At 61.8% G+C, this 25,792-nt stretch carries 24 protein-coding genes; 10 read left to right on the top strand and 14 right to left on the bottom strand.

Going from position 1 to position 25,792, the window contains the following annotated elements; translation table 11 throughout:
- The first annotated feature begins 179 nt into the window (after positions 1–179).
- The 5 genes from PSH59_RS22600 to PSH59_RS22580 all read left to right on the top strand — a co-directional run bounded on the left by PSH59_RS22600 (position 180) and on the right by PSH59_RS22580 (position 4,443).
- Positions 180–1,337, top strand: a complete 1,158-nt coding sequence (locus tag PSH59_RS22600; RefSeq protein ID WP_181079840.1) for a D-alanyl-D-alanine carboxypeptidase family protein — start codon at positions 180–182, stop codon at positions 1,335–1,337.
- Between the two features lie 85 nt (positions 1,338–1,422).
- Entirely contained in the window at positions 1,423–1,698 is a 276-nt protein-coding gene (locus tag PSH59_RS22595; RefSeq protein ID WP_248078557.1) for a DUF493 domain-containing protein, read from the top strand.
- Positions 1,698–2,345, top strand: a complete 648-nt coding sequence (gene lipB / locus PSH59_RS22590) for a lipoyl(octanoyl) transferase LipB (protein ID WP_305393714.1) — start codon at positions 1,698–1,700, stop codon at positions 2,343–2,345. Before PSH59_RS22595 ends, lipB begins: the two co-directional genes overlap by 1 nt.
- Positions 2,346–2,371: 26 nt before the next feature.
- On the top strand, positions 2,372–3,373 hold the full coding sequence (lipA, locus tag PSH59_RS22585) for a lipoyl synthase (protein ID WP_169875998.1): 1,002 nt from the start codon (positions 2,372–2,374) through the stop codon (positions 3,371–3,373).
- A 149-nt stretch (positions 3,374–3,522) separates the two neighbouring features.
- Positions 3,523–4,443, top strand: coding sequence for an LD-carboxypeptidase (locus PSH59_RS22580; RefSeq protein WP_248078551.1), 921 nt, complete (start codon positions 3,523–3,525; stop codon positions 4,441–4,443).
- A gap of 70 nt (positions 4,444–4,513) precedes the next feature.
- On the opposite strand, the gene PSH59_RS22575 is transcribed toward PSH59_RS22580, so the two are convergent.
- From PSH59_RS22575 to leuS, 5 genes are all read right to left on the bottom strand, one after another.
- Positions 4,514–5,839: a lytic murein transglycosylase gene (locus tag PSH59_RS22575; RefSeq protein ID WP_305393713.1), complete on the bottom strand. Its 1,326-nt coding sequence runs from the start codon at positions 5,837–5,839 to the stop codon at positions 4,514–4,516.
- A 61-nt stretch (positions 5,840–5,900) separates the two neighbouring features.
- Positions 5,901–6,065, bottom strand: a complete 165-nt coding sequence (arfA, locus tag PSH59_RS22570; RefSeq protein WP_003176285.1) for an alternative ribosome rescue factor ArfA — start codon at positions 6,063–6,065, stop codon at positions 5,901–5,903.
- Between the two features lie 83 nt (positions 6,066–6,148).
- Positions 6,149–7,186, bottom strand: a complete 1,038-nt coding sequence (gene holA, locus PSH59_RS22565) for a DNA polymerase III subunit delta (protein ID WP_248078545.1) — start codon at positions 7,184–7,186, stop codon at positions 6,149–6,151.
- Between the two features lie 39 nt (positions 7,187–7,225).
- Positions 7,226–7,831 (bottom strand): LPS assembly lipoprotein LptE, encoded by a 606-nt coding sequence (lptE, locus tag PSH59_RS22560; RefSeq protein WP_248078542.1) that lies wholly within the window; start codon positions 7,829–7,831, stop codon positions 7,226–7,228.
- Between the two features lie 88 nt (positions 7,832–7,919).
- Positions 7,920–10,526 (bottom strand): leucine--tRNA ligase, encoded by a 2,607-nt coding sequence (gene leuS / locus PSH59_RS22555; protein WP_305393712.1) that lies wholly within the window; start codon positions 10,524–10,526, stop codon positions 7,920–7,922.
- Between the two features lie 261 nt (positions 10,527–10,787).
- On the opposite strand from leuS, the gene PSH59_RS22550 reads away from it, so the two are divergent.
- Positions 10,788–11,105 carry a hypothetical protein gene (locus PSH59_RS22550; protein WP_305393711.1) on the top strand — a complete coding sequence of 106 codons (318 nt, stop codon included), beginning with the start codon at positions 10,788–10,790 and terminating at the stop codon, positions 11,103–11,105.
- A 99-nt stretch (positions 11,106–11,204) separates the two neighbouring features.
- On the top strand, positions 11,205–11,966 hold the full coding sequence (locus PSH59_RS22545) for a YdcF family protein (protein ID WP_305393710.1): 762 nt from the start codon (positions 11,205–11,207) through the stop codon (positions 11,964–11,966).
- 32 nt (positions 11,967–11,998) lie between these two features.
- Here the strand turns inward: PSH59_RS22545 and lnt are convergent, their stop codons facing one another.
- The 5 genes from lnt to miaB form a co-directional block, all read right to left on the bottom strand.
- Positions 11,999–13,522, bottom strand: a complete 1,524-nt coding sequence (gene lnt, locus PSH59_RS22540; RefSeq protein ID WP_248078531.1) for an apolipoprotein N-acyltransferase — start codon at positions 13,520–13,522, stop codon at positions 11,999–12,001.
- 8 nt (positions 13,523–13,530) lie between these two features.
- Positions 13,531–14,370 carry an HlyC/CorC family transporter gene (locus tag PSH59_RS22535; RefSeq protein ID WP_248078528.1) on the bottom strand — a complete coding sequence of 280 codons (840 nt, stop codon included), beginning with the start codon at positions 14,368–14,370 and terminating at the stop codon, positions 13,531–13,533.
- Positions 14,371–14,397: 27 nt separating this feature from the next.
- Positions 14,398–14,871, bottom strand: coding sequence for an rRNA maturation RNase YbeY (gene ybeY / locus PSH59_RS22530; protein WP_305393709.1), 474 nt, complete (start codon positions 14,869–14,871; stop codon positions 14,398–14,400).
- A complete protein-coding gene (locus tag PSH59_RS22525; protein ID WP_248078522.1) occupies positions 14,864–15,868 on the bottom strand; it encodes a PhoH family protein in 1,005 nt (334 codons plus the stop codon). Before PSH59_RS22525 ends, ybeY begins: the two co-directional genes overlap by 8 nt.
- Before the next feature lie 157 nt (positions 15,869–16,025).
- Positions 16,026–17,354: a tRNA (N6-isopentenyl adenosine(37)-C2)-methylthiotransferase MiaB gene (gene miaB, locus PSH59_RS22520; RefSeq protein WP_305393708.1), complete on the bottom strand. Its 1,329-nt coding sequence runs from the start codon at positions 17,352–17,354 to the stop codon at positions 16,026–16,028.
- Between the two features lie 131 nt (positions 17,355–17,485).
- Between miaB and PSH59_RS22515 the strand changes: the two genes are divergently transcribed.
- Positions 17,486–17,812, top strand: a complete 327-nt coding sequence (locus PSH59_RS22515) for a DUF1820 family protein (protein ID WP_003236992.1) — start codon at positions 17,486–17,488, stop codon at positions 17,810–17,812.
- Positions 17,813–17,859: 47 nt separating this feature from the next.
- Here the strand turns inward: PSH59_RS22515 and PSH59_RS22510 are convergent, their stop codons facing one another.
- The 4 genes from PSH59_RS22510 to PSH59_RS22495 form a co-directional block, all read right to left on the bottom strand.
- Positions 17,860–18,414, bottom strand: coding sequence for a tetratricopeptide repeat protein (locus PSH59_RS22510; protein WP_248078501.1), 555 nt, complete (start codon positions 18,412–18,414; stop codon positions 17,860–17,862).
- 226 nt (positions 18,415–18,640) lie between these two features.
- Positions 18,641–19,924, bottom strand: coding sequence for a glutamate-1-semialdehyde 2,1-aminomutase (gene hemL, locus PSH59_RS22505; RefSeq protein ID WP_248078498.1), 1,284 nt, complete (start codon positions 19,922–19,924; stop codon positions 18,641–18,643).
- A gap of 11 nt (positions 19,925–19,935) precedes the next feature.
- Complete coding sequence (gene thiE, locus PSH59_RS22500; RefSeq protein ID WP_248078496.1) at positions 19,936–20,565, bottom strand: thiamine phosphate synthase; 630 nt, start codon at positions 20,563–20,565, stop codon at positions 19,936–19,938.
- A gap of 18 nt (positions 20,566–20,583) precedes the next feature.
- Entirely contained in the window at positions 20,584–21,381 is a 798-nt protein-coding gene (locus tag PSH59_RS22495; protein WP_248078494.1) for a hydroxymethylpyrimidine/phosphomethylpyrimidine kinase, read from the bottom strand.
- Positions 21,382–21,655: 274 nt separating this feature from the next.
- Here PSH59_RS22495 and PSH59_RS22490 point away from each other — a divergent pair, with 274 nt between their 5' ends.
- Together PSH59_RS22490 and PSH59_RS22485 are read left to right on the top strand one after the other, a co-directional pair.
- Entirely contained in the window at positions 21,656–24,046 is a 2,391-nt protein-coding gene (locus PSH59_RS22490) for a hybrid sensor histidine kinase/response regulator (protein WP_305393707.1), read from the top strand.
- 68 nt (positions 24,047–24,114) lie between these two features.
- Positions 24,115–25,770 (top strand): acyl-CoA dehydrogenase family protein, encoded by a 1,656-nt coding sequence (locus PSH59_RS22485; RefSeq protein WP_305393706.1) that lies wholly within the window; start codon positions 24,115–24,117, stop codon positions 25,768–25,770.
- Positions 25,771–25,792 lie beyond the last annotated feature (22 nt).

The following is a 25,792-nucleotide window of genomic DNA, read 5'->3' as shown; positions in this document are numbered from 1 at the left end:
AAGATTGATGGTGCAGGCCCGTGCGCGGGCTTGAACCCTGGTTGTTGGCTCGTTGAAGAATAAAAACCCAGGGGCGAGGGGTGAGTGGGCAACCGAACACGTGACAGTCTGGTAGCGGGCTGTCTGAATAAAAGTTTTGCCCGAGAGGGCAAGTTTCCATAAGCAATTTCGAGAGACGGATGAACATCACCACCTTAGCCAAACGCACGTGCCTGCTTATCTCGCTGATCATCACCCCGGCCGCTTGGGCGGTTGAAATGGTGCCGGCTTCACCGCAACTGGCCGCCAAGGCCTGGGTGCTCATGGATGCCGCCAGCGGCAACGTGCTGGTCGAGAACAACGGTGACCAGCGCCTGCCACCGGCCAGCCTGACCAAACTGATGACGGCCTACATCGCGACCCTGGAAATTCGTCGCGGCCAGATCGGCGAAAACGACCCTGTGACCGTCAGCGAAAACGCCTGGCGCACCGGCGGTTCGCGGATGTTCATCAAGGTGGGCTCGCAAGTCACCGTGAGCGACCTGCTGCACGGCATCATCATCCAGTCCGGTAACGACGCCAGCGTCGCCCTGGCCGAGCACATCGCCGGCAGCGAAGACGCGTTCGCCGACATGATGAACAAAACCGTGGCCGACCTGGGCATGACCAACAGCCACTTCATGAACCCGACCGGCCTGCCGAACCCGGAGCACTACTCGTCGGCTCATGACATGGCGATCCTGGCCCGCGCGATCATTCGTGTTGACCCGGTGCACTACGCGATCTACTCCCAGAAAGAGTTCTTCTGGAACAACATCAAGCAGCCTAACCGTAACCTTCTGCTGTGGCGCGACAAGACCGTCGATGGTCTGAAAACCGGCCACACCGAAGAAGCCGGCTACTGCATGGTGTCGTCCGCCGTCCGTGATGGCCAGCGCTTGATCGCCGTGGTCTTCGGCACCAACAGCGAGCAGGCCCGTGCCGCCGAGACGCAAAAGTTGCTGACCTACGGTTTCCGTTTCTTCGAAACCCAGACCTTCTATCAGAAGGGTGCCGAACTGGCGACCGCACCGGTTTGGAAGGGCGCAACCTCCCAGGTCAAAGCCGGCCTGGCCGAAGACCTGACTCTGACCATGCCTAAAGGCCAACTGAAAAAGCTCGCCGCCAGCATGACCATGAACCCGCAATTGGTTGCGCCAATCGCCAAGGGCGACGTGATCGGTAAAGTCGAAGTGAAACTGGACGACAAGGTGGTGCACAGCGCCGATCTGATCGCACTGGACGCCGTCGACGAAGGTGGTATCTTCCGCCGCGTGTGGGATAGCATCCGTCTATTCTTCTACGGCTTGTTCAACTGATTGTGTGCACCTGCAAAGCCCCGCGTTGATCCGACGCGGGGCTTTGCCCGTCGCCACGGCTTACCGCTTACGAGGCTGTTCTGCCATGACCGATAACGAAGTAAAGGCGCCAAAGATCGAGTTCCCGGTGACGGACTATCCCGTCAAGGTGATCAGCGATACCGGTGTAGGCAACAAAGACAAGATCATCGACATCGTGCGTAAACACGCCACGATCAACGATAACCGTGTGGACGAGCGTTCCAGTACCAACGGTAAATACACCACGATCCAGTTGCACATCGTTGCGATCGGTCAAGACCAGCTCTACGACATCAACAGCGAACTGCGGGCCACGGGCTTCGTGCACATGGTGCTGTGATGTCACAGGTCCTGGGCTTTCGCGAGCTCGGCCAGATGGCTTACGAGCCGGTCTGGCACGCCATGCAGCGGTTCACCAATGAACGCGGCAGCTCGGCGTCCGACGAAATCTGGTTGGTGGAGCACCCGGCGGTGTTCACCCAGGGCCAGGCCGGCAAGGCTGAGCATTTGCTGCTACCGGGTGATATTCCGGTGGTGCAGGTCGACCGAGGTGGCCAGGTGACTTACCATGGGCCCGGTCAACTGGTCGCGTATTTGCTGCTGGATGTGCGCAAGCTGGGGTTTGGCGTGCGCGACCTGGTGAGCCGCATGGAGGCTTGCCTGATCGAGCTGCTGGCCAGTTACGGCGTGACCGCCGTGGCCAAGCCGGATGCACCGGGCGTGTACGTCGACGGTGCGAAGATCGCCTCCCTGGGGCTGCGGATCCGTCACGGTTGTTCATTTCACGGTCTGGCCCTGAATGTGGACATGGACCTGGCACCGTTCCGGCGGATCAACCCGTGCGGTTACGCCGGGTTGGCGATGACACAACTGAGCGATCACGCGACACCGATTAAATTTGCCGAGGTAAGTGCCCGGCTGCGCGCGCAGCTCGTCAAACACCTCGACTATGCTGAGCAGACGACCCTAACGGGCGGAATCGACTGATTATGACTACTGATGCAGTGCAAACCATGATCCCGACGCTGGACGTCACCGAACGTCCGGCCCCGGCCCCGCGTGCCAAGGTGGAAGCCGGTGTCAAGCTGCGCGGCGCCGAGAAGGTTGCACGCATCCCGGTGAAGATCATTCCGACCACCGAACTGCCGAAAAAGCCTGACTGGATTCGCGTACGTATCCCGGTCTCGCCGGAAGTCGACCGTATCAAGGCCCTGCTGCGCAAACACAAGCTGCACAGCGTGTGCGAAGAAGCCTCCTGCCCGAACCTGGGCGAGTGCTTCTCCGGTGGTACCGCCACCTTCATGATCATGGGTGACATTTGCACCCGTCGTTGCCCGTTCTGCGACGTGGGCCATGGCCGTCCGAAGCCCCTGGACGTCAACGAGCCGGAAAGTCTGGCCATTGCCATCGCCGACCTGAAACTCAAGTACGTGGTGATCACCTCGGTTGACCGTGATGACCTGCGCGACGGCGGTGCCCAGCACTTTGCCGACTGTATCCGCGAAATCCGCAAGCTGTCGCCGAACGTTATGCTCGAGACCCTGGTGCCCGACTACCGTGGCCGTATGGACGTGGCGCTGGAAATCACCGCCGCCGAGCCACCTGATGTGTTCAACCACAACCTGGAAACCGTGCCACGCCTGTACAAGGCTGCGCGCCCGGGTTCTGACTACCAGTGGTCGCTGACCCTGCTGCAGAAATTCAAGCAGATGATGCCGCACATCCCGACCAAATCCGGCTTGATGCTGGGCCTGGGCGAGACCGACGAAGAAGTCATCGAAGTCATGAAGCGCATGCGCGAACACGACATCGACATGCTGACCCTGGGCCAGTACCTGCAACCGTCGCGCAGCCACTTGCCGGTGCAGCGTTTCGTGCACCCGGACACCTTCGCCTGGTTCGCCGAGGAAGGCTACAAAATGGGCTTCAAGAACGTCGCTTCGGGCCCGCTGGTACGGTCCTCGTACCACGCCGACGAACAGGCCAAGCTGGTCAAGGCAAGCCTGATCTCGTAACTGCAATTTGCGCTGCGCCGCTGATCCAATGTGGGAGCGGGCTTGCTCGCGAAGCGGTGTTTCAGTCACTGATGAATCGGCTGATGCTCCGCGTTCGCGAGCAAGTCCGCTCCCACATTTCGTTCTGCGTTGATTAGGGAGAGCCGTGGATGACTGTTGCCGTACCTGCCCTTCGTGCTGAAGGCACCATAGGTCTGATCGCTCCCGCCGGTCCTGCCGCGCTGGATGTCGACAAAGCCGGGCAATGGATGCGTGCCCGCGGCTACGATCTGCATATCTTCCCCGGCGTGTATGAGCGCGACGGCTATCTCGCCGGCAGCGACAAAGTACGGCTGCACGACCTGCATGCCGCTTTCGCCAACCCCGACATCGACGCGATCTTCTGCCTGCGCGGCGGTTACGGAACGCCCCGTTTACTGGACGCGCTGGATTTTCAACTGATCCGGGCCAACCCCAAGCCGTTCGTGGGTTACAGCGACATCACCGCGCTGCACCTGGCGATCAACCGTTACGCCGGTTTCGTGACCTTCCACGGACCGATGCTCAACGCTGACCTGCTCGGCGGTAAACAGCCTCCCACCGAGTCATCCTTGTTCAGCCTGTTGCGCGGCCAGCTCGGCGCCGGCGATACGCTTGCGCACCCGGTGGCCTTCCCGTTGACTACGATTGAGCCAGGTGTCGCCTGTGGGCGCTTGCTGGGGGGCAACCTGTCGATGATCGCGGCGGTCATGGGCACGCCGTACGAAATCGATGCCGAGGGCATCATCCTGTTCATCGAGGACGTCAACGAGCCGATTTACCGCATCGACCGCCTGCTGACGCATCTGCGTCTGGCAGGCAAGCTGGGTCAGGTTGCGGGTGTGCTGGTCGGGGATGTGGCGGGCGTCGACGGCGTTGTGCTGGCGCGGTTGCTGAAGCAGACCTTTGAACCGTTGCGCATTCCGGTGTTGTGCGGCTGGCGCAGCGGGCATTGTGATCCGAACGTGACGTTGCCAATGGGCGCTTGGGTGCGCCTGGACGCCGGGGAGCAGCGGGTGGTGCTGGAGCAGGATGTGGTGTTCAGGGGCTGACTCTGCTGGTGTTTGCCCGTTGGCTATCGGGGGGCTTGCCCCCCGATAGCAGCAGCCGCCTTCAGCAGCACTAGCGGTTCTGCAGCGACTCCAGCAGCTTCACTGTCGGATACCCATCCGCCGGCCAGCCCAGCGCCTGCTGCGCCGCACGAATCGCCTTGCGCGTGTTGGCGCCGATAATCCCGTCCGGGTTGCCCGCGTCATAACCGTTGGCGCTCAACGCCGCCTGCAAGTCGATGCGCTGGGAACGACTCAGCGGCAACTCATCCTTCGGCCACGTGCCGCGAATCACGCCACCGCCACCAAATCGTTCCGACAGCAGGCCGACCGCCAGCGCGTAGGACGACGAGTTGTTGTACTTGAGGATCGCGCGGAAGTTATCCAACACCAGGAATGCTGGGCCACGGTAACCAGCAGGCAGCAGCAGGGCCGCAGACAGTTGGTCGACGTTGGGCGGCATGCTTGCGCCCGGCGGCAGCTGGATTCCCAGGCTCATCCACTCGGCAACGCTTTTGCGTATGCCGCCGTCGGCCAGGGCGTAATCGAAGTTGGCCGGCAGTTGATTCACCTCGAAGCCCCACGGCTGGCCTTTCTGCCAGCCGGAGCTTTGCAGGTAGTGCGCGGTGGAGGCCAGGGCGTCGGCGGGGCTGTTCCAGATATCGCGGCGGCCGTCGCCGTCGAAATCCACGGCGTGGGTGTTGTAGGTGGTGGGGATAAATTGGGTCTGGCCCATCGCGCCGGCCCAGGAGCCTTTCATCTGGTCGGCCTGGATGTCGCCGTGTTGGATGATCTGCAGCGCGGCCAGCAGTTGCGCCTGGGCAAACGCCGGACGGCGACCTTCGTAGGCCAGGGTCGCCAGGGAGCGGATCACCGAGTTATTGCCCTGGAACTGGCCGAAGTTGCTCTCCATGCCCCACACCGACACCAGCGCCTGGCGGTCGACGCCATAACGTTGCTCGATGCGTTGCAGAATGTCGGCGTACTTGACCAGCAGCGCCTGGCCGTTACGCACGCGCAGCGGCGACAGCGCGCCGTCGAGGTACTCCCACACCGGACGGGAAAATTCCGGTTGGCTGCGGTCAGCACGTATCACCGCCATATCGGGGGTGACGTTGGCAAAGGCGTTGTCGAAGACCGCTGGGGTGATCCCGGCTTTCAGCGCGTCTACACGGAAACCGGCCTGCCATTCAGCGAAGGTCTGGGTCGGTTGGATATCGAGGTTGTCCACGGCCAGGGGCGCTACGACAGCAGGTGCTGCCACGGGGGCTGTCTGGAGTTTTGGCAGGGGTTGGGCGTCGGCGGCGGTGGGCTTTTCCGCGCAGGCGACCAGCAGAATAAGGCTGGAGGCAGCGATCAATTGGCGAAGGTGCCAACGACGAGAAAGACTAGAGGGCATGCACAGGTCCAGGGATTACAAATCAGAAGCAGACCTTATCATGCCGGAGGGGCGCTTGCCTTCACGCAGCCAGAAAGTAAGAAGCCTCCCAGCTATTAGACTGGAAGGCTTCGCGGCGGTAGCTGCCTTTGCCCTTGCCGGCACGTTCTTGACGGCTGCGGAACAGTGGCTGGGCGATGATGGATTTGGCCTTGTTGGGGCCATGCTTGGATGGCTTTTTGCTCATGCTCATGACTCTTGATGGGTGGTTACAGCGGTGCAAATCATCTGCCGAAGTGGCATCGCTGTAAAGCCCGTCGAGCGGTAGGATTATTCCGCTGGTAAAGCCAGGCGCTGCCCAGACATCAACAGCGACAAACGGCTGAGGCTCATCCATGGCGAACCTGCCGCCTGGCCCTTGATTTGCGCATCGATGCGCTGCGCTTCCAGCAACAGGTTTGCCCAGCGTTGCGCCGAGTGCCGTTGCAGGGCTTTGCTCATCAGGGGCTTGCGCTTGTCCCATACGGGCGGGCGGGCCTGGCTGAAGCACTTGTCCAGCGGGGTGCCCTGGCTGTATTGCAGCGCAATATTGGCCAGCACCCGCAGCTCACGGGCAAGGGCCCAGAGAATCACTGGCGGCTCCACCCCTTCGCCGCGCAGGCCTTCGAGCATGCGCAGGGCGTGGGCGGGTTCGCCGTTGAGGATCGCATCCACCAAGCCAAATACGTCAAAGCGGGCGCTGTCTGCCACCGCGCCCTGGACGGTCTCGACGGTAATCTGCCCGTCCTCGGCCATCAGCTTGAGCTTTTCGATTTCCTGGGCGGCAGCAAGCAAGTTGCCTTCGACCCGAGCGGCGATCAGTTCCACGGCGTCCTGGGTGGCGGACAATCCCGACTGCGACAGGCGCTGACGAATCCACTGCGGCAGTTGGTTGCTGTCCACCGGCCAGATCTGTATGAACTGGGTCTGCGTGCCTTCGACCAGGGCCTTGCCCCACTTGGTTTTCTGCGCACTGCCATCGAGCTTGGGCAGGCTGACCAGCAGCACCGTGTCTTCCGCGGGGCGCGAACAGTATTCCATCAAGGCTGCCGCGCCCTTGTCTCCGGGCTTGCCCGACGGCAGGCGCAGTTCCAGCAGGCGTTTTTCGGCAAACAACGACATGCTCGCGCCGGCCTGCAGCAGCGTCCCCCAGTCGAAACTGGCGTCGGCACTGAATACCTGGCGTTCATCGAAGCCTTGTTGGCGGGCGGCGGTGCGGATGGCGTCTGCGGCTTCCTGGCACAGCAGCGGGTCATCGCCGCTGACAATGTAGACCGGCGCGAGGCCACCTTGCAGGTGCTTGGCGAGTTGGGCGGGGGCGAGTTTCATAGGCGGGGCGAACGGGGCGCCTGGGGCGCCCCGTCTGGCTTACTCGGCAGGTACTTCAACAGGCGATTGTTTCGGCGTGTTGTCTTCGTACTCTTTCGCGGCTTTCAATGCGTCGGCATCCGCCTTGGCTTTGTTGTCGGCAGCTTGCTGCAGGGTTTCGAGCTGTTCCGGGGTCAGCATAGACAGGCGCAGGACTATGCGTTGCACCAGTTCGCGGCGCATTTCCTTGCGGACCTGGATGATTTCGGAATCCGAACCGACCAGGTTGTTGCCGTCGTGGCTGACGATTTTCTGAATCTGGATCTTGTCACCCATCAACGGCAGATGGTCACGACCCTGGATTTCGAAGTTAAGCACAGTGCTCAACTCGACATCGGAGGCGCGCCCGGCGCTGGCATAGCTCAGGTTGCGCTGGGTTTCCTGCTCGTTAGCCAGGAACAGCTTGTAGGTCGCGCCGGTGTAGACGTGAACACCGCTGTTTTGCAGGACCTGGCGCAGTTGAGTGACGGTTTCGCTGTAGGCGTCGCGGGCGCTGACGTCCAGTTCCTTGATTGTCAGGTCAGTGGTGCCGGTACCGCGCAGCTGGAAGCCGCAGGCGCTCAGCAGTACGGCAAGGCCCATAACCAGCAGGTTGCGTTTGATCATTTTGTTGCTCCCCTTGAAACCATGTGGGCCTTGTCGAGGCCCTGAAGGCTTTATTCGGCGCAGGGCTCAAGCCCCGCGCCCGATCCGATTAGCTAGCGACGATGTTGACCAGTTTGCCAGGCACCACGATCACTTTGCGGATCGTCAGGCCTTCGGTGAAGCGCAGCACGTTTTCATTGATGCGGGCGGCGGCTTCGACTTCTTCACGGCTGGCGCTGGCGGGCATGTCGATCTGGCCGCGCAGTTTACCGTTGACCTGGATGACCAGTTGCAGCGTGTCCTGTACCAGGGCGCTGTCATCCTGTACCGGCCAGCGCGCATCGATGACCGCGTCGCTGTGGCCAAGGCGGCTCCACAGTTCGTGGCTGATGTGCGGCGTGATCGGGGCCAGCAGCAGAGTGACCGTTTCCAGGCCTTCCTGTACCAGCGCACGGTCCTGTTCGGTGACCTGCGGGGCTTTTTCCAGCACGTTCATCAGCGTCATGACCTGAGCGATGGCGGTGTTGAACTTGTGGTTCTGGCCCACGTCCTGGCTGGCTTGCTTGATGGCCAGGTGGGTGCTGCGGCGAATGGCTTTCTGTTCGTCGTTCAGGCTGGCCACGTCCAGCTTGCCCGGCAAGCCCTGGCTGACATGGGCATGGGCCAGGCGCCAGACGCGCTTGAGGAAGCGGTGCGAGCCTTCGACGCCGGAGTCGGACCATTCGGCGCTCATATCAGGCGGCGAGGCGAACATCATGAACAGGCGGCAGGTGTCGGCGCCAAACTGATCGATCATCGACTGCGGGTCGACACCATTGTTCTTGGACTTGGCCATCTTCTCGGTGCCGCCGATCTCAACCGGCAGGCCGTCGGCGATCAGCTTGGCGCTGATGACCTTGGCTTTGCTGTCGCGCTCGAGTTCGACATCCGCCGGGTTGAACCAGGTGTAGGCGCCATTGGCTTCGCGGCGATAGTAGGTCTCGGCGATCACCATGCCCTGGGTCAGCAGGTTCTTGAACGGTTCGTCGGAGCTCACCAGGCCTTCGTCGCGCATCAGCTTGTGGAAGAAACGCGCGTACAGCAGGTGAAGAATGGCGTGTTCGATGCCGCCGATGTACTGATCCACCGGCAACCAGTGGTCGGCCGCGGATTTCTCGACCAGGCCACCCTCGTAGTGCGGCGAGGCGTAGCGCGCGTAGTACCACGAGGACTCGACGAAGGTGTCCATGGTGTCGGTTTCACGCTTGGCCGGCGCGCCGCATTTCGGGCAACTGCACTCGTAGAACTCAGGCATGCGCGCCAGCGGCGAACCGGCGCCGTCCGGCACCACGTCTTCCGGCAGCACGACCGGCAATTGGTCTTCGGGGACCGGCACGTCACCGCAGGTGGCGCAGTGAATGATCGGGATCGGGCAGCCCCAGTAGCGCTGACGGCTGATGCCCCAGTCGCGCAGGCGGAACTGGGTGCGCGAAGCGCCGAGGTTCTTTTTGATCAGTGCCACTTCGATGGCGTCGAAGGCACCGACGAAGTCCAGGCCGTCGAATTCGCCGGAGTTGATCAGCGTGCCGTGCTCACCGTAGGCGTCTTGCCACGGGGCCGGGTGGGTGTCGCCCGAGCTGGTGCGCACCACCGATTTGATCGGCAGGTCGTATTTGGTGGCGAATTCGAAATCGCGCTCGTCGTGGGCCGGCACGGCCATTACCGCGCCATCGCCGTAGTGCATCAACACGTAGTTTGCGACCCATACCGGCAGTTTTTCACCGGTCAGCGGGTGCTCGACGAACAGCCCGGTTGGCAGGCCTTTTTTCTCCTGGGTGGCGACGTCGGCTTCGGCCACGCTGCCGCCTTTGCATTCAGCGATGAACGCCTGCAGCTCAGGGTTGTTCTGTGCGGCCTGGGTGGCCAGTGGGTGCTCGGCAGCCACGGCGACGTAGGTCGCGCCCATCAGGGTGTCCGGACGGGTGGTGAAGACTTTGAGTGCGCCTGCAACGCCGATGGAGTCGACGTTGTACGGGAACTGCACTTCCATGCCCTTGGATTTGCCGATCCAGTTGCGCTGCATGGTCTTGACCTGTTCAGGCCAGCCCGGCAGATCATCGAGGCTCGACAGGAGCTCATCGGCATACGCGGTGATCTTGAAGTAATACATCGGGATTTCGCGCTTTTCGATCAGCGCGCCGGAACGCCAGCCGCGACCGTCGATCACCTGCTCGTTGGCCAGTACGGTCTGGTCGACCGGGTCCCAGTTCACGGTGCCGCTCTTTTTGTAGATCACACCTTTTTCGAACAGGCGAGTGAACAGCCATTGTTCCCAACGGTAGTAATCCGGCTTGCAGGTGGTCACTTCGCGGGACCAGTCCACCGCCAGGCCCAGGCTGCGCAGCTGGGTCTTCATGTAGGCGATGTTTTCGTAGGTCCACTTGGCGGGGGCCACGTTGTTTTTCATCGCGGCGTTTTCCGCCGGCATGCCGAAGGCGTCCCAACCCATGGGTTGCAGGACGTTCTTGCCTTGCATGCGCTGGTAGCGGGAAATCACGTCACCGATGGTGTAGTTGCGCACGTGCCCCATGTGTAGCTTGCCGCTGGGGTAAGGGAACATCGACAGGCAGTAGAATGTCTCCTTGCCTGGCTGTTCACTGACTTCAAAGGACTTTTGCTCGTCCCAGAAGGTTTGGGCGGCATTTTCTATTTCACGGGGCTGATATTGTTCGTGCATGGCTACTTTTGAACTGAATAGGGGTGGCCTAATCCTCTTCGGAGCACTGTCCGGGCAAATCGACACCAAAAAGCGGCGCGTCCGTGCCCAAACCCTGCGGGAAGTGGAGTTACAGGAAGCGCCGTAGCATACATGACCCCACTCTATCGAGGGAAACCCTGATTGCGCGGTCGAGGCCGTCTGTCGCGGCGCCGGGCAGGCGTAGCCACGGGGGCTACGCTGTTTATTGGGGAGCAAGTCTTTCTTCAATGAGGTGAGGGGATGGTTGAATCGCAGCGAACCGCAACGAAACCGGAAATCTACGAAGGACTGATCGACCGATTGGGTCGTGCATTGGATGCAGCGAGGACAGCGGACCGATTGCGTGATGAACGGTCCGTTGAGTTGGAATTGCGTGGGTTGAGCCGCGCAGAACTGGAGTTGATCAAGGCTTACCTGGAACGCAACACGCGCAGTGCGCCTCCCGTGGCGGCAGCCCCGCCAGCCAGGGAGACTACGCACTCGGCCAAGGTGGTATGGCTCAAGGACTGGCCGGTCGGTCGGGGCGCGGAAACACGCCGGTCTGCCCGCGGCAAGTAGTTCGCTCCCCGCGCAGCGAAACCCGTGCGTTGAATCACCGTAAAGATTGTCGTTAAACCCCGTTACACCTTAGGCTTCGGGCATCTGTGGAGATGCCCGATGCCTATTCGTTATTTCATTAAACAACTGCTCCTGCCCCCCGGCATCTTCTTGCTGTTGCTGGCGCTTGCCTGGTGGTTTCGTCGCAGCCGTCCTCGTCTGGCCGCTTGCTGCTTCGCCGTAGGGTTGGGCGGCATGTGGCTGATCAGCCTGCCGGTGATGGTGGAATGGGGCGCGCGTGCCCTGGAGACTGAGCCGCCACTGGCCCGTGAAGATTGGTCCACCCTGGCCCAGCACGCTGATGCCATTGTGGTGTTGGGCTCTGGGCGGGAGCGCGGTGACCCGGCCTGGGGCAGCGACCAGCCCACCGGTATCGGCCTGGAGCGCCAGCGTTACGCCGCGAGGCTGGCCAAGGCCTCCGGCCTGCCGGTGCTCACCACGGGAGGATTGCACTACGGCACGCCGCCCAGCGAGGCGCAGTTGATGGCGGTGTCGATGCAGGATGACTTTGGCGTGACGGTGCGCTGGAAGGAAGAGCGCAGCCGCACCACCTGGGAAAACGCCCGAATGAGTGCCGAGATTTTGTTGCCCGAGGGTGTCACGCGCGTGGTGGTGGTCACTCAGGCCTGGCACATGCCGCGTTCGGTATGGAGCTTTGAAAAGGCGGGCTTCACGGTGGTGCCGGCGCCGGTGGGCTTTCTGGGCGTGGACAACGCCCGGCCTTTGGGCGGCTGGATGCCGGAGTTCAAGTCGGTATGGCAGAGCGGGCAATTGATCAACGAGGCGGTTGGGCAGGTGGGGTATCGGTTGTTCTACCGGTAACACCGCCTGCCACAGCCGCCGCCTGATGTTGATCAGACGGTTTTGGCCATCCGGCCAGCCAGCAGTGCCCAGCCGAACAACCCCAGGCAGACGATGATCAACGGCCACGAGCGCCATTGCAGGTAGGGCGTGAGGTTGTGCATCGGCACGACTTCGCCGTACAAAATGCCACGTTCGAATTGCGGGATCTGTACGCTGATCTGCCCGAACGGGTTGATCAGCGCGGTCACGCCGTTGTTGGTGGCTCGGATCATCCAGCGGCCGGCCTCCAGCGCACGCATCTGCGCCATCTGCAAGTGCTGCAAGGGACCGATGGAGCGACCGAACCAGGTGTCGTTGCTGATGGTCAGCAGCAGGTCGCTCTGGGCCGAGAGGCCGGCGGCGAATTCCGGGTACACCACTTCGTAGCAAATGAACGGCGCGATCTGATAGCCCTTGGCCTGTAGCATCGGCTGATCGGCGGGGCCACGGGCGAAGTCGGACATCGGCAGGTCGAAGAAGGCAATCAATCCGCGCAGCATGTCTTGCAGCGGCACGTACTCACCAAATGGCACCAGTTTCTGCTTGAGGTACGTACCGTCGCCTTCGCCCACCACGGTGATGCCGTTGAAGTAGCGTTTCTGGTGATGCACTTCCTGGCGGATCGGCACGCCGGTGATCAGTGCCGTGTGCCGGTCGGCGGCGAACTTGCCCATCATGCCCAGGTAGCCTTCCACCGACTCCTTGAGCACCGGCACCGCGGTTTCCGGCCAGACCAGCAGGTCGACAGGCTTGGAGCTGAAGCTCATGTCGCGGTACAGCGCCAGTTGCGCATTGAGCTGCTGCGGGTCCCACTTCATGCTTTGTTCAACGTTGCCCTGAATGGCGGCCACGCTGAGCGGCGCGCCGGCGGGCGTGGTCCAGGCGTGGTGCTTGAGTGCCAGGCCGACGGCCCACGGCGCAACCAGCAGCACCAGGCCCGCACCGATAAATGCGTTGCGCTTGCCGGCCAGCAGGCGCGGCAGGTTGCACAGCAGAGCGGCCGTGAGTGCCAGGGCAAACGAAATCAGCCACATGCCGCCGACGGGCGCCAGGCCGGTCAGGGGGCCGTCGAGTTGGCTGTAACCGGAGTACAGCCAGGGGAAACCAGTGAGGAACCAGCCGCGAAAGGCTTCCTGGCCGACCCACAATGCGGCAAATGTCAGCGCATCGGCCAACGGCGCTTCATTGCGGCGCAGCCAGCGCGCCCACAGCCAGGCAGGCAAGGCGAAGAACCAGGCGATGGCGGCGGTGAACAGCAGCATCAAAAAGCCCGCCAGCAGCACCGAAGCGCCGCCAAAGTGGTGGATGCTGTAATAGATCCAGCTGGTACCGGCGCCAAACAGGCCGAACCCGAAACACCAGCCACGGCCCAGGGCCTGACGCGGGCTCAGGTGCCGCAGTCCCAGGTAAAACAGGCCGACGGCCACCAGTGCAAACGGCCACAGATCGAATGGCGCCAGCGCCAGGGTGGTGATGGCGCCGGCCGCCACGGCCAGCAGATTACCGGGCCAGCCGGGTGCGATCAAACGGCGCATGTCAGTCCTTAGCGGGCAATAGGTGTCAGGCGAATCAGATGGATCCTGCGGCTGTCCGCATTGAGGATGCGGAAGCGATAAGGGCCGATCTCGGTGGTTTCGTTACGTTTAGGCAAGTGACCAAACGCGTTCATCACCAGGCCGCCGACGGTGTCGAACTCGTCGTCGGAGAATTCGCTGTCGAAGAACTCGTTGAAGTTCTCGATCGGCGTCAGCGCCTTGATCAGAAAGTCTCCGCTTGGCAGCGGCTTGATGTAGCTGTCTTCTTCGACGTCGTGCTCGTCTTCGATGTCGCCGACGATCTGTTCCAGTACGTCTTCGATGGTCACCAGACCCGCCACGCCGCCATATTCGTCGATCACGATGGCCATGTGGTTGTGGTTGGCGCGGAATTCGCGCAGCAGTACATTCAGGCGCTTGGATTCGGGCACGAAGGTGGCCGGACGCAGCAGGTCCTTTATGTTGAAGCTGTCACCGTTCTCTTTGAGGATCAGCGGCAGCAGGTCCTTGGCCAACAGGACACCCATGACGTCGTCATGGCTTTCACCGATCACCGGGTAGCGCGAGTGCGCCGAGTCGATCACGGCCGGGAGGAATTCCCGTGGGGTCTGGGTCGCCTTGATGCTGATCATTTGCGAGCGTGGGACCATGATGTCCCGTACCTGCAGGTCAGCCACCTGGATGGCGCCCTCGACGATGGCCAGCGCTTCGCTGTCCAGCAACTTGTTCTGATGAGCCTCACGCAGCAGCTCAAGCAGCTCCTGGCGGTTTTTCGGCTCGTGGGCAAAAGCCTGGGTCAGTTTACCCAGCCATGACTTTTGCCCGTTGCTCGATCGGTCTTCGCTCATAGCGATTACTCTAAATCCTTTGTTGTTTCAGTTAGGTGTAGGGTCGGTTTGGTCGTCTGCATAAGGATCAGGGTGACCCAGTTCGGCAAGCAACGTTTGTTCCAGTGTTTCCATTTCCTCGGCTTCGTCATCGTCTATATGGTCGTAACCCAAGAGATGCAAGCAGCCGTGGATAACCAGATGGGCCCAGTGAGCCTCAAGCGCCTTGCCCTGTTCCTTGGCTTCACGCTCGACCACTTGGACGCAGATCACCAGATCCCCCAGCAACGGGATATCAAGCAATTCATCGGGGACGTCGGCGGGAAACGACAGTACATTGGTCGCGTAGTCTTTCTGGCGCCAGGTGTGGTTCAGTTCGCGGCCTTCGGGTTCGTCCACCAGACGAATGGTCAGTTCCGAGTCGGCGCTGCGCTGGCGCAGGGCCAGGGCGCACCATTGACGGAACTGCTCTTCGCTGGGGGCGGGGGCTTCGGTGGCCAGTTGCAGGTCTAGCTCAAGCATCGCGGCGAACGTCCTTGGCCGGCGCGTCATCGCGGTGGTCGAAGCGCTCGTAGGCTTCGACGATACGCTGCACCAGCGGGTGGCGGACCACGTCCTTGGGCATGAAGTGCGTAAAGCTGATACCCGGCACGTCCTTGAGCACCTCGATCACCTGGGCCAGGCCGGACTTGGTGCCCTTGGGCAAGTCGACCTGGGTGACGTCACCGGTGATCACGGCGGTGGAGCCGAAACCGATACGGGTCAGGAACATTTTCATCTGCTCGACGGTGGTGTTCTGGCTTTCGTCGAGGATGATGAAACTGTTGTTCAGCGTTCGGCCGCGCATATAGGCCAGCGGAGCGATCTCGATCACCTGGCGCTCGATCAGTTTGGCCACGTACTCAAAACCGAGCATCTCGTAGAGCGCGTCGTAGAGCGGGCGCAGGTACGGGTCGATCTTCTGTGCCAGGTCGCCGGGCAGGAAACCGAGTTTTTCACCGGCTTCAACCGCCGGGCGCACCAGCAGGATGCGCCGCACTTGCTCGCGCTCCAGCGCGTCCACCGCACAGGCCACGGCCAGGTAGGTCTTGCCGGTACCGGCCGGGCCGATGCCGAAGTTGATGTCGTTGCCGAGGATTTCTTTGACGTAGCGCTGCTGATTCAAGCCGCGCGGGCGAATCATGCCTTTTTTGGTGCGCAGGGCCACGCTGGCTTCGGCCACAGGGTTGTTGGCCAGGTCTTCCACCGCGGACTCCTGCAGGTACAGGTGCACCGTTTCGGGCGACAGTTCACTGCCCTTGGTCTCGCGATAAAGGCGGCGCAGCAGGTTTTCTGCCGACGTGGTGTGTTGGGGTTCACCAATGAGCTCGAACTGATTGCCGCGATTGCGGATCTCGATGCTCAGGCGTTGTTCGATCAGGCGCAGGTGCTCGTCGAACTGTCCGCACAGGTTGGCGAAACGGCGAGCCTCAAACGGCTCGAGGATGAAACGATGGGGTTCTACTATGGGTGCGTTCAAGGTCGCTTTTAGCCGCCCTTTGGCAGTTGAGGTGAAAGAGAGAATAACGCCAGTGGCGCGGGTACGAAAGCACTTACGTCACCGGAATGCTGCACCGCTCCGATGTGGGCGCGAGCAAGTCCGCTCCCACACTTTGATCTTCATCGGGACCGAACGATCAATTTATCAACGACCCGCGCAACGAGTGCGGTTGCGCCGCATCGATATGCACATCGGCGAACTGGCCGATCAGCGTTGGATTGTCGCAGCGAAAGTTGACGATCCGGTTGTTCTCGGTACGACCCTGCAATTCGCCGGGGTCTTTTTTCGAGTAATCGGTCACCAGGATGCGCTGAATCGAACCGACCATTTGTCGGCTGATCTCAAAGCCTTGTTGGTTCAGCCGATGCTGTAGCGCGTTGAGGCGCTCTTTTTTCAGCGCTTCGGGTGTTTCGTCCAGCAGGTCGGCGGCCGGTGTGCCTGGGCGCTGGCTGTAGACGAACGAATAGGAGAAGTCGAAACCGACGTCTTCAATCAGCTTCATGGTCTGCTGGAAGTCTTTCTCGGTTTCGCCGGGAAAGCCCACGATAAAGTCCGAACTGATGCAAATCCCCGGCACCGCTGCGCGCAATTTGCGCAGTTTGGATTTGTATTCCAGGGCGGTGTGGTTGCGTTTCATCGCAGACAGGATGCGGTCCGAGCCCGATTGCACCGGCAAGTGCAGGTGTTTGACCAGCTCCGGCACCTCGGCGTGGGCCTGGATCAGGCTGTCGGAGAACTCCAGCGGGTGCGAGGTGGTGTAGCGAATGCGCTCGATACCGTCCACGGCCGCCACCACGCGGATCAACTCCGCCAGGTCGGCCAGGCGCCCGTCGTGGGTCTGGCCGCGATAGCCGTTGACGTTCTGCCCGAGCAGAGTGACTTCACGTACGCCGTTTTCCGCCAGGTGGATGATTTCCGACATAACGTCGTCAAATGGCCGACTGACCTCTTCGCCACGGGTGTAGGGCACCACGCAAAAGGTGCAGTACTTGCTGCAGCCTTCCATCACCGAGACGTAGGCGCTTGGCCCATCGATACGGGGCTCGGGCAAATGGTCGAATTTTTCGATTTCGGGGAACGACACGTCCACCTGCGGCAGTTTGGTGATGCGCGCGGCGTCGATCATTTCCGGCAGGCGGTGCAGGGTTTGCGGGCCGAAGACCACGTCGACATACGGTGCCCGGTCGCGGATGGCCGCGCCTTCCTGGCTGGCCACGCAACCGCCGACAGCGATCACCATGTCCGGGTTGGCCAGTTTCAATTCACGCCAGCGCCCCAGTTGCGAGTACACACGGTCCTGGGCCCGTTCGCGGATCGAGCAGGTATTGAGCAGGATCACGTCGGCATCTTCGGCACGGGCGGTGACTTCCAGGGCCTGGTGTTCGCCCAGCAGATCGACCATGCGCGAGCTGTCGTACTCGTTCATCTGGCAACCGTGGGTTTCGATATAAAGCTTCTTGGCCATGGGAATCGTCAACTGGTGGTAAAGAACCGCGCATTATAGGGGGCATGCCCATTGGTTCCTAGCGCTGTGCATCGGGTGCCATGCTATAGTTCGCGCCCTCTTTTATATCCGCGATGTGTTGCTCGCCCACCATGACCAAACGTGAAGCTCCAATCTACAAGGTGATTTTCCTCAACCAGGGCCAGGTGTTCGAAATGTACGCCAAGCAGATCTATCAAAGTGATCTGTGGGGCTTCCTGGAGGTGGAAGAGTTCGTCTTTGGCGAGCGCACCCAGTTGGTCGTCGACCCGGGCGAGGAAAAGCTCAAGGCTCAATTCGAAGGCGTTGTGCGCAGTTTTGTGCCGATGCATTCGATTGTGCGCATCGACGAAGTGGAGCGTCTGGGCACGCCCAAGATCAGCGAAGCGCGGGGCGTGAGCAATGTCATGCCGTTTCCGATGCCGATGCCTGAGAAGTAAGGCGTTAAACCGCGTCGCGCCGAATAGGCTTCAAAAGCACTGAAGAATCAGGGCAGGGGTGAGAAGGGCGAACGCCCATCGGCGCTCTGCAATTCCTGCAGGTAGTTGCGGAAGATCTGGCCCAGGACCTGAGTCGCCACTTCCAACTCATCGCGCTGCATGTGCTCGGCGACTTCGTCGGCGGTGTCCAGCGCGTCTTCGGCGCCGTTGACCGCGGCCATTTTCAGCACGATGTACGCCTGAACGTTATTGGCCGGAACGCCTTCACCTTTGAAAAACATGGTGCCGAGCTGGAATTGCGCCTGGGCGTGCCCCTGCAACGAGGCTTTCTCGAAGAAACTCAGGGCCTTGTTGAGGTCGCGGTCAGGGTTTTTGCTGTCGTGGTAGTACTCGCCCAACTCGTATTGCGCCTGCGCATCCCCAGCTTCAGCCTGTTTCTGGCACGCGCTCAGGGCTTCGGCCTGGCTGTCTGGCTGGGTATTGAGGGTGCAACGACCCATCGCTGGGATTAACAACGAGTTGCCGCCTGCTTGTGCATGTGCCAGCAGCGGCTGAAGGAGCAACAGGCAGCCCAGTACCAGGGTGCGGCCGGTGCGTTTCATGGGAATCGACTTACCTCTGACGGGGCACGCGGATCCTCGTGGGATCCAATAAGCGCGCATTATGAAATAAGCAGGCCCCTGCTTACAAAGTCTTTACTCGTTTTTCTGCTGCGTAGGCAAGTTATCTGCTGGATTGCAGGTTATTTCTCTAGAAAAGTAGGAAATATCTGTAAGCAAAGTAGCAAATCTGACGCCGCCAGGGGCGACGTCAGATTTTTTATGCCCGTTACTTCAAGGCCGCGAAGGCGCGTTCGGCAGCGTCCAGGGTCAGTTTCAGCTCTGCATCGCCATGGGCGATCGAGGTAAAACCGGCTTCGAAGGCGCTCGGCGCCAGATAAACACCCCCTTCGAGCATCAGGTGGAAGAAGCGTTTGAACAGGTCGGCGTTACTGCCCATCACGTCATCGAAGGTAACGATGTCGTCGGCACCGCTGAAGTACAGGCCGAACATGCCGCCCGCCTGGGTGGTGACGAACGGGATACCGGCGGCATCCGCGCGCTGTTGCAGGCCGTCGAGCAGGCGCGTGGTGTAGTCGGTCAGCTCGGCGTGGAAGCCGGGGCGGCTGATCAGGCGCAGGGTGGTCAAGCCGGCGGCCATGGCCAGCGGGTTACCGGACAACGTGCCGGCCTGGTACACCGGGCCCAGCGGCGCGATGTGTTGCATGATCTCGCGCTTGCCGCCGAAGCAGCCCACCGGCATGCCGCCGCCGATGATCTTGCCGAAGGTGCTCAGGTCGGGTGTGACGCCGTAATGCGCCTGGGCGCCGCCGAGGGCTACGCGGAAACCGGTCATCACTTCGTCGAAAATCAGCACCACGCCATGTTTGTCGCACTGCTCGCGCAGGCCTTCGAGGAAGCCCGGCGCCGGCGGTACGCAGTTCATGTTACCGGCCACCGGCTCAACGATGATGCACGCCACGTCCTGGCCGACTTCGTTGAGCATCTGCTCGACGGCGGCGATGTCGTTGAACGGCAGGGTGAGGGTGTGTTTGGCAAACGCCGCCGGTACACCGGCCGAGCTCGGCACGCCCTGGGTCAGCAGGCCGGAGCCGGCTTTGACCAACAGGCTGTCGGAGTGGCCGTGGTAGCAGCCTTCGAACTTAATGATGCTGTCGCGACCGGTAAAGCCACGGGCCAGGCGGATCGCACTCATGGTGGCTTCGGTGCCGGAGCTGACCATGCGCACCATCTCCATGGACGGCACGATCGCGCACACGAGGTCCGCCATCTCGGTTTCCATGGCGGTCGGTGCGCCGTAGGACAAGCCGTGTTCCAGTTGTTTGCGCACGGCGTCCAGTACGTCCGGGTGGCTGTGGCCGAGGATCATCGGGCCCCAGGAGCCCACGTAGTCGACGTAGCGCTTGTCATCTTCATCGGTGACGTAGGCGCCTTCGGCGTGCTTGAAAAACAACGGCGTGCCGCCGACGCTTTTGAACGCACGCACGGGGGAGTTCACACCGCCGGGGATGTGCTTCTGGGCATCGGCAAACAGGGTTTCGGAACGAGACATGATCGGGCTCTCTAAACTGAATTTTTAAGAAGGTCGTTGAAGGCACGGGCGCGGCGTGTCACTTCCTGGGTGGTGTCTGCACCGAATAGGCCGTGTACGACCGCGAGCAGGTCGGCGCCGTGGGCCACCAGTGGGGCGGCGTTTTCCAGGGTGACACCGCCGATCACGCAGATCGGTACGTGCAGGCGCGTGCGGGCCTCGGCCAGCATTTCGACGGTGGCGGCCGGGGCGCCGGGCTTGGTGGTGGAGTTGAAGAAGCGCCCGAATGCCACGTAGCTGGCGCCTTCGCGCGCGGCCTGCTCGGCCAGCTCGATCTGGCTGTGGCAGGTGGCGCCGATGATCGCTTTTCGGCCGAGCAAGGCGCGGACCGGCGCCAGCGGGCCGTCGGTCTGGCCCAGGTGCACGCCGACGCCCAGGCGCGCGGCCAATTCGGCGTCGTCGTTGATGATCAGTTGGGTTTTATAGCGCGAGCACAGTTCGTGCAGTTTTTCCGCTTCACGCAGACGGCGGGCTTCGTCGCTGCTTTTGTCACGGTATTGCAGCAGGGTCACGCCACCCTCCAGCGCCGCTTCGACGTAGGCGAGGAATTTGCCGGCCAACAGTTGGCTGTCGGTAATGGCGTAAAGGCCACGTAGTTTCATCGTGCAGGCCCCTTGGTATTAAGCGCAGAAATCCAGCGGCAGCCGGCGAGGCACGAATTGGCCCTGGCCGAGTTGTTCGGCGTCACGCAGGGTGCGCCAAGTGTAGTTGAGCGCCGATTGCACCGCGCTGACCAGGCCTTCGCCCTGAGCGATCCGCCCGGCCAGTGCGCTGGCCAGCGTGCAGCCCGAACCGTGATAGCTGCCTGGCAGGCGCTGGCAGGTAAAGGTCTGGCGCGTGCCGTCGCGGCTATACAGGCGGTTGTGCACTTGATGCTCGTCGCCATGGCCGCCGGTGATCAACAGGTGCTTGATAAACGGCAGCAGTTTCTCGGCACATTCGTCCGCCGTGCCCTCGGGCAGTTCGGCGAGGATGCGGGCTTCGGGCAGGTTGGGGGTGGCGATCAGCGACAGCGGCAACAACCGCTCGCGCATCGCGTAGCCCACCTCGTCCTTGCCCAGGCTGCCGCCGCCGCCGGCCCGCAGCACCGGGTCGCACACCACGGGCAGGTGCGGGTGCGCCTGCAGCAGTTCGACCACGGTGTCGACCATCGCGGTGGAGCCGAGCATGCCCAGCTTGACCGCCGCCACTTCGGAGTCGCCAAGCACGGCATTGGCCTGGGCCAATACCCATTCGCGGTCGAGCACACGGAAATCGCTGACGTTGACGGTGTTCTGCACCGTCAGCGCAGTGACGGCAGGCGCCGCATGGCAACCCTGGGCGAGCAGGGCTTCGATATCTGCCTGCAAGCCGGCGCCACCACTGGGATCATGGCCGGAGAGACAGAGGACAACGGGGCGAGAGCTGTAGATATTCATGGTGCGCGAGCTTACCACCAAACGCTTTTTGCGTGGCCGTCGGGCGAGAGGTGAATTTTAAGCGGAACGCAGCGTTTTTTGAGCAGGGATTAATCGGTAAAGCAGGCTGAAAGCGTTGCCCTAGAGCTGTCCTGGAAATTCTTCAATGGTGTCTAATGGCCTTTACCGGCTATGCTAAAGTGGATCCAAACAACTTAACTGTATCGCCGGTGTACGTCTTCTCAAAAGGAATGGGGGGCTTTTGACATAACCGGACAGGCCACGCTGGGGCTCTATGCGCTATTTGCTGATTTTATTGTTGTGCGGGCTGCCGCTGCTCGCCAGCGCCATCGAGTTCAACCAGGACACACGCAGCCTGCCGCTGGGCCGAGCCATGCAAGTGCTCGAAGACCCGACCGACGCGCTCACCATCGCCGATGTCAGCACGCCGTCCGCCGCCCGCCAGTTCAAACCCCACGATAAAGACACCCTCAACGCTGGTTACTCACGCTCGGTGTTCTGGCTCAAGGTCAACCTGCAATACCTGCCGCACGCGCCTGACGCTCAGCGCACCTGGTTGCTGGAGCTGGCTTACCCGCCGCTGGATCACCTCGACCTGTACCTGCCCGACAGCGCCGGCACCTATCGCCTGGCTGGGCACACGGGGGATGCGTTGCCGTTTTCGGCCCGAGAGATCCGCCAGAACAATTACCTGTTCAAGCTCGACTTCGCCCCCGGCGAGGCGAAAACCGTCTACCTGCGCCTGCAAAGCGAAGGCTCGATCCAGGCCCCGCTGACCCTCTGGTCCAGCACCGCCTACCTCGAACAACAGCCGCTGCGCCTCTATGTTCTGGGTCTGATCTACGGCGTGTTGCTGGGGATGCTGGTGTACAACCTGTTCATCTACCTCAGCGTGCGCGACACCAGCTACCTCTATTACATCTTCTATATTGCCTCGTTCGGTATGTACCAGTTGTCGGTCAATGGCGCGGCAGTGGAGTACTTCTGGCCGAACAACCCCTGGTGGGCGAATGCCGCGACGCCGTTCCTGATTGGTGCCTCGGCGTTGTTTGGCAGCTTGTTTGCGCGCAGTTTTCTGCACACCGCGCAGCACAGCCGGTGGATCAATCGTTTATTGCTGGGGTTGGTGGCCTGCGGCGCGGTGGTGATGTTGCTGTCGTTGATGACCAGCTACGCCCTGGCGCTGCGCCTGGCTACCGGGCTGGCGCTGGTGTTCACCGTGACCATCTTTATTGCGGCCATCAAGGCCTGGTATTGCGGCCAGCGGGTGGCACGCTATTTCATTATTGCCTGGTCGGCGTTCCTCTTGGGTGGGGTGGTCAACACGCTGATGGTGCTGGGCTACCTGCCCAATGTATTCCTCACGATGTACGCCAGCCAGATCGGTTCAGCGATCGAAGTGGCGCTGCTGTCCCTGGCCCTGGCCGACCGCATCAACGCGATGCGCGAGCAACAGGCGCAGATCCTGTTCGACGCGAGCCAGAAGCTTGAAGTGCTCAACCAGCAGTTGGCCCGCAGTAACCGGCTCAAGGATGAATTCCTCGCCACCCTGACCCACGAACTGCGCACCCCGATGAACGGCGTGATCGGCTCCCTGGAACTGATGCAAACCATGCCCCTGGACACGGACCTGGCGCAGTACCAGCAAACCGCCGCCGGTTCGGCGCGGGACATGATGCGCATGGTCAACGGCATCCTCACCCTCACCGAATTGCAGGCCGGCCGCCTGAGTGCGCAACCCAAGGTGTTCAGCCTGCGGGGCGTGCTCGACACGTTGCGCCAGCAATTCAATGCCGGTGCCCACAGCAAAGGCGTGGCGTTTTCCATCGATGTGGCCGAGGAACTGCCGGACCGTGTGAGTGGCGACGCCGACAAACTGCTGCAGTGCCTGGATTGCCTGTTGGACAACGCGTTGAAGTTTACCCACGAAGGCGCGGTGCGCCTGCGGGTCGTGGGTGTGCCGCAGAGTGATGGGGGCGTGCGCCTGAGTTTTATTGTGACCGACACCGGTATCGGCTTTGCCTCCCTCGACGAGGCCACCTTGTACCAGCGTTTTTTCCAGCTTGATGGCTCCACTACCCGCGAATACGGCGGCCTGGGTATCGGCCTGGCCATCTGCCGGCAGTTGATCGAGTTGCTGGGCGGGCGGCTGACCCATCACTCCGAGCCGGGCAAGGGCAGTCGCTTCCAGTTGGAGGTGCTCGTGCGAACAGTGCCATCCGAGCCCAAAGCGGCGCCGGCTGACAGACGTGCGCCTCAGGACTGCGCGGTGCTGCTGGTGGACGACAACAGCGTCGGCCAACTGGTGGTGCGCGGTATGTTGCTAAGGCTCGGTTACCGGGTCAAAACCGTCGACAGCGCTGCGAATGCCCTGGCAGCGCTGCAGGGGGGCACCTTCGACGCCGTACTGTTGGACATGCCCGAAGGTGGTTTCTCGTTGTGCTGTCAGATTCGCGCGTTGCCTGGCTGCGGTGAGCTGCCGGTGATCGCTGTGAGCGCCTCGCTGAAGGTGCCGGAGCGCGAACACTGCCTTGGCATCGGCGTCTCCGACCGCCTTGCCAGGCCCGTCCGTTTTGAAGCATTGCAGGCGGTATTGCAGCGCCGGGTGTTGGGTCTCGCTGAGGGCGAAAGCGCCGGGCATTCGGCGGGTATGCCACTTTTTTAAGCAAGGTGACGGTGCTTAACTGAAATTCAGGCCTCGACCAAACGGGCCTTTTTTCCAGGAGGCCCGTCATGAACCTGCATCAGTTTGCCGAAACCCACGACGTCACCAATCAGCCCCCGTCCCTGGACGGTACCAACCTCTACCGCATCGACCTGCCCCTGCAAGAGTGGTCACGCCGCTTTGGTGGCGGCTGGGCAGAAGCGCGGATCGATGCCTACGGCGCCCTGGCCGGCGGGCCCTTGATGGCGGCGGGTTTTTTGGCGAACCAGAACAAACCGGTGTTCAACAGCCATGACCGCTACGGCCATCGCATCGACCTGGTGGAATTCCATCCCGCTTACCACGAGTTGATGCGCACCGCCGTCGAACACGGTCTGCCGTCGCTGCCCTGGGCCCACCCGCAATCCGGCGCCCATGTGGCCCGCGCCGCGCTGACGTATCTGCACAGCCAGGCCGAAGCCGGCAGCGGTTGTCCGTTGACCATGACCTTCGCCTGCGTCCCGGCCTTGCGCCTGCAACTGGACCTGGCAAAGACCTGGTTGCCGAAGATACTCAGCACCGACTACGACCCGCGCAATGTCGGCATCGCCCACAAGGCCGGTGCCACTATCGGCATGGCCATGACCGAGAAACAAGGCGGCACCGATGTGCGCGCCAACACCACCCGCGCCTACCCGGTGGGGGCGGGCGGCCCTGGTCAGGCGTATGAACTGGTGGGTCACAAGTGGTTCTGTTCGGCACCGATGTGCGATGCGTTCCTGACCCTGGCGCAGACCGACAAAGGCCTGAGCTGTTTCCTGCTGCCCCGGCACCGCCCGGATGACACACGCAACGCGTTCTACATCCAGCGCCTGAAGAACAAGCTCGGCAACTGCTCCAACGCCTCCAGCGAAGTGGAGTTTCGCGGCGCTGTGGCCTGGATGATCGGTGAAGAAGGCCGTGGCGTGCCAACCATCATCGAGATGGTCGCCATGACCCGTTTCGATTGCATGGTCGGCTCCAGCGCCTTGATGCGTCAGGCGCTGACCCAGGCCAGCCATCATTGTGCCCATCGTTCGGTCGGCGGCCGCGTCCTCAGCGAACAGCCGTTGATGCAGAACGTGCTGGCCGACCTGGCGCTGGAAAGCGAAGCGTCCCTGGCCTTGAGCATGCGCATGGGGCTTGCCCTGGATCACCTGGGTGATGAGCAGCAGGCCAAGTTCGCCCGGCTGGTCACCGCGGTGGGCAAGTATTGGATCTGCAAGCGCGCGCCGGCGATGATCAACGAAGCCGCCGAGTGCATGGGGGGGGCCGGCTACGTGGAGGACAGCATCCTGCCGCGCCTGTACCGTGAGGCACCGGTGAATTCAACGTGGGAAGGTTCGGGCAATGTGCAGTGCCTGGACGTGCTGCGCGCCCTGTCCAAGGAGCCGGGCGTGCTGGAGGCGTTGTTTGTCGAGCTCGGCACTGGCCATGGCGACAGACAGTTGGCGCAGCATATCGAGCAGCTTAAAACGGCGTTTATGGACACTCAGGATATTCAGTACCGTGCGCGGCAACTGACCGAAGATATTGCGGTGGCACTCCAGGCCAAATTGCTGCTGGAAGCAGGGAATGCGGCGGTCAGTGATGGGTTTATTGCCAGCCGGTTGGGAGCGTCCTCCGGGCGCGTGTATGGCACCTTGCCGCGTGGTGTTGACGTGGAAGCCATCGTCGCGCGCTCCACCCCTCATTCATCCCTGTAGACGCTGTTCAGATGTGAGAGGA

This window comes from Pseudomonas sp. FP2309 (genome assembly GCF_030687575.1).
Classification (GTDB): Bacteria; Pseudomonadota; Gammaproteobacteria; order Pseudomonadales; family Pseudomonadaceae; genus Aquipseudomonas.
Note: the sequence above shows the minus strand (reverse complement) of the source record. Positions and strands in the feature narration are given on the sequence as shown.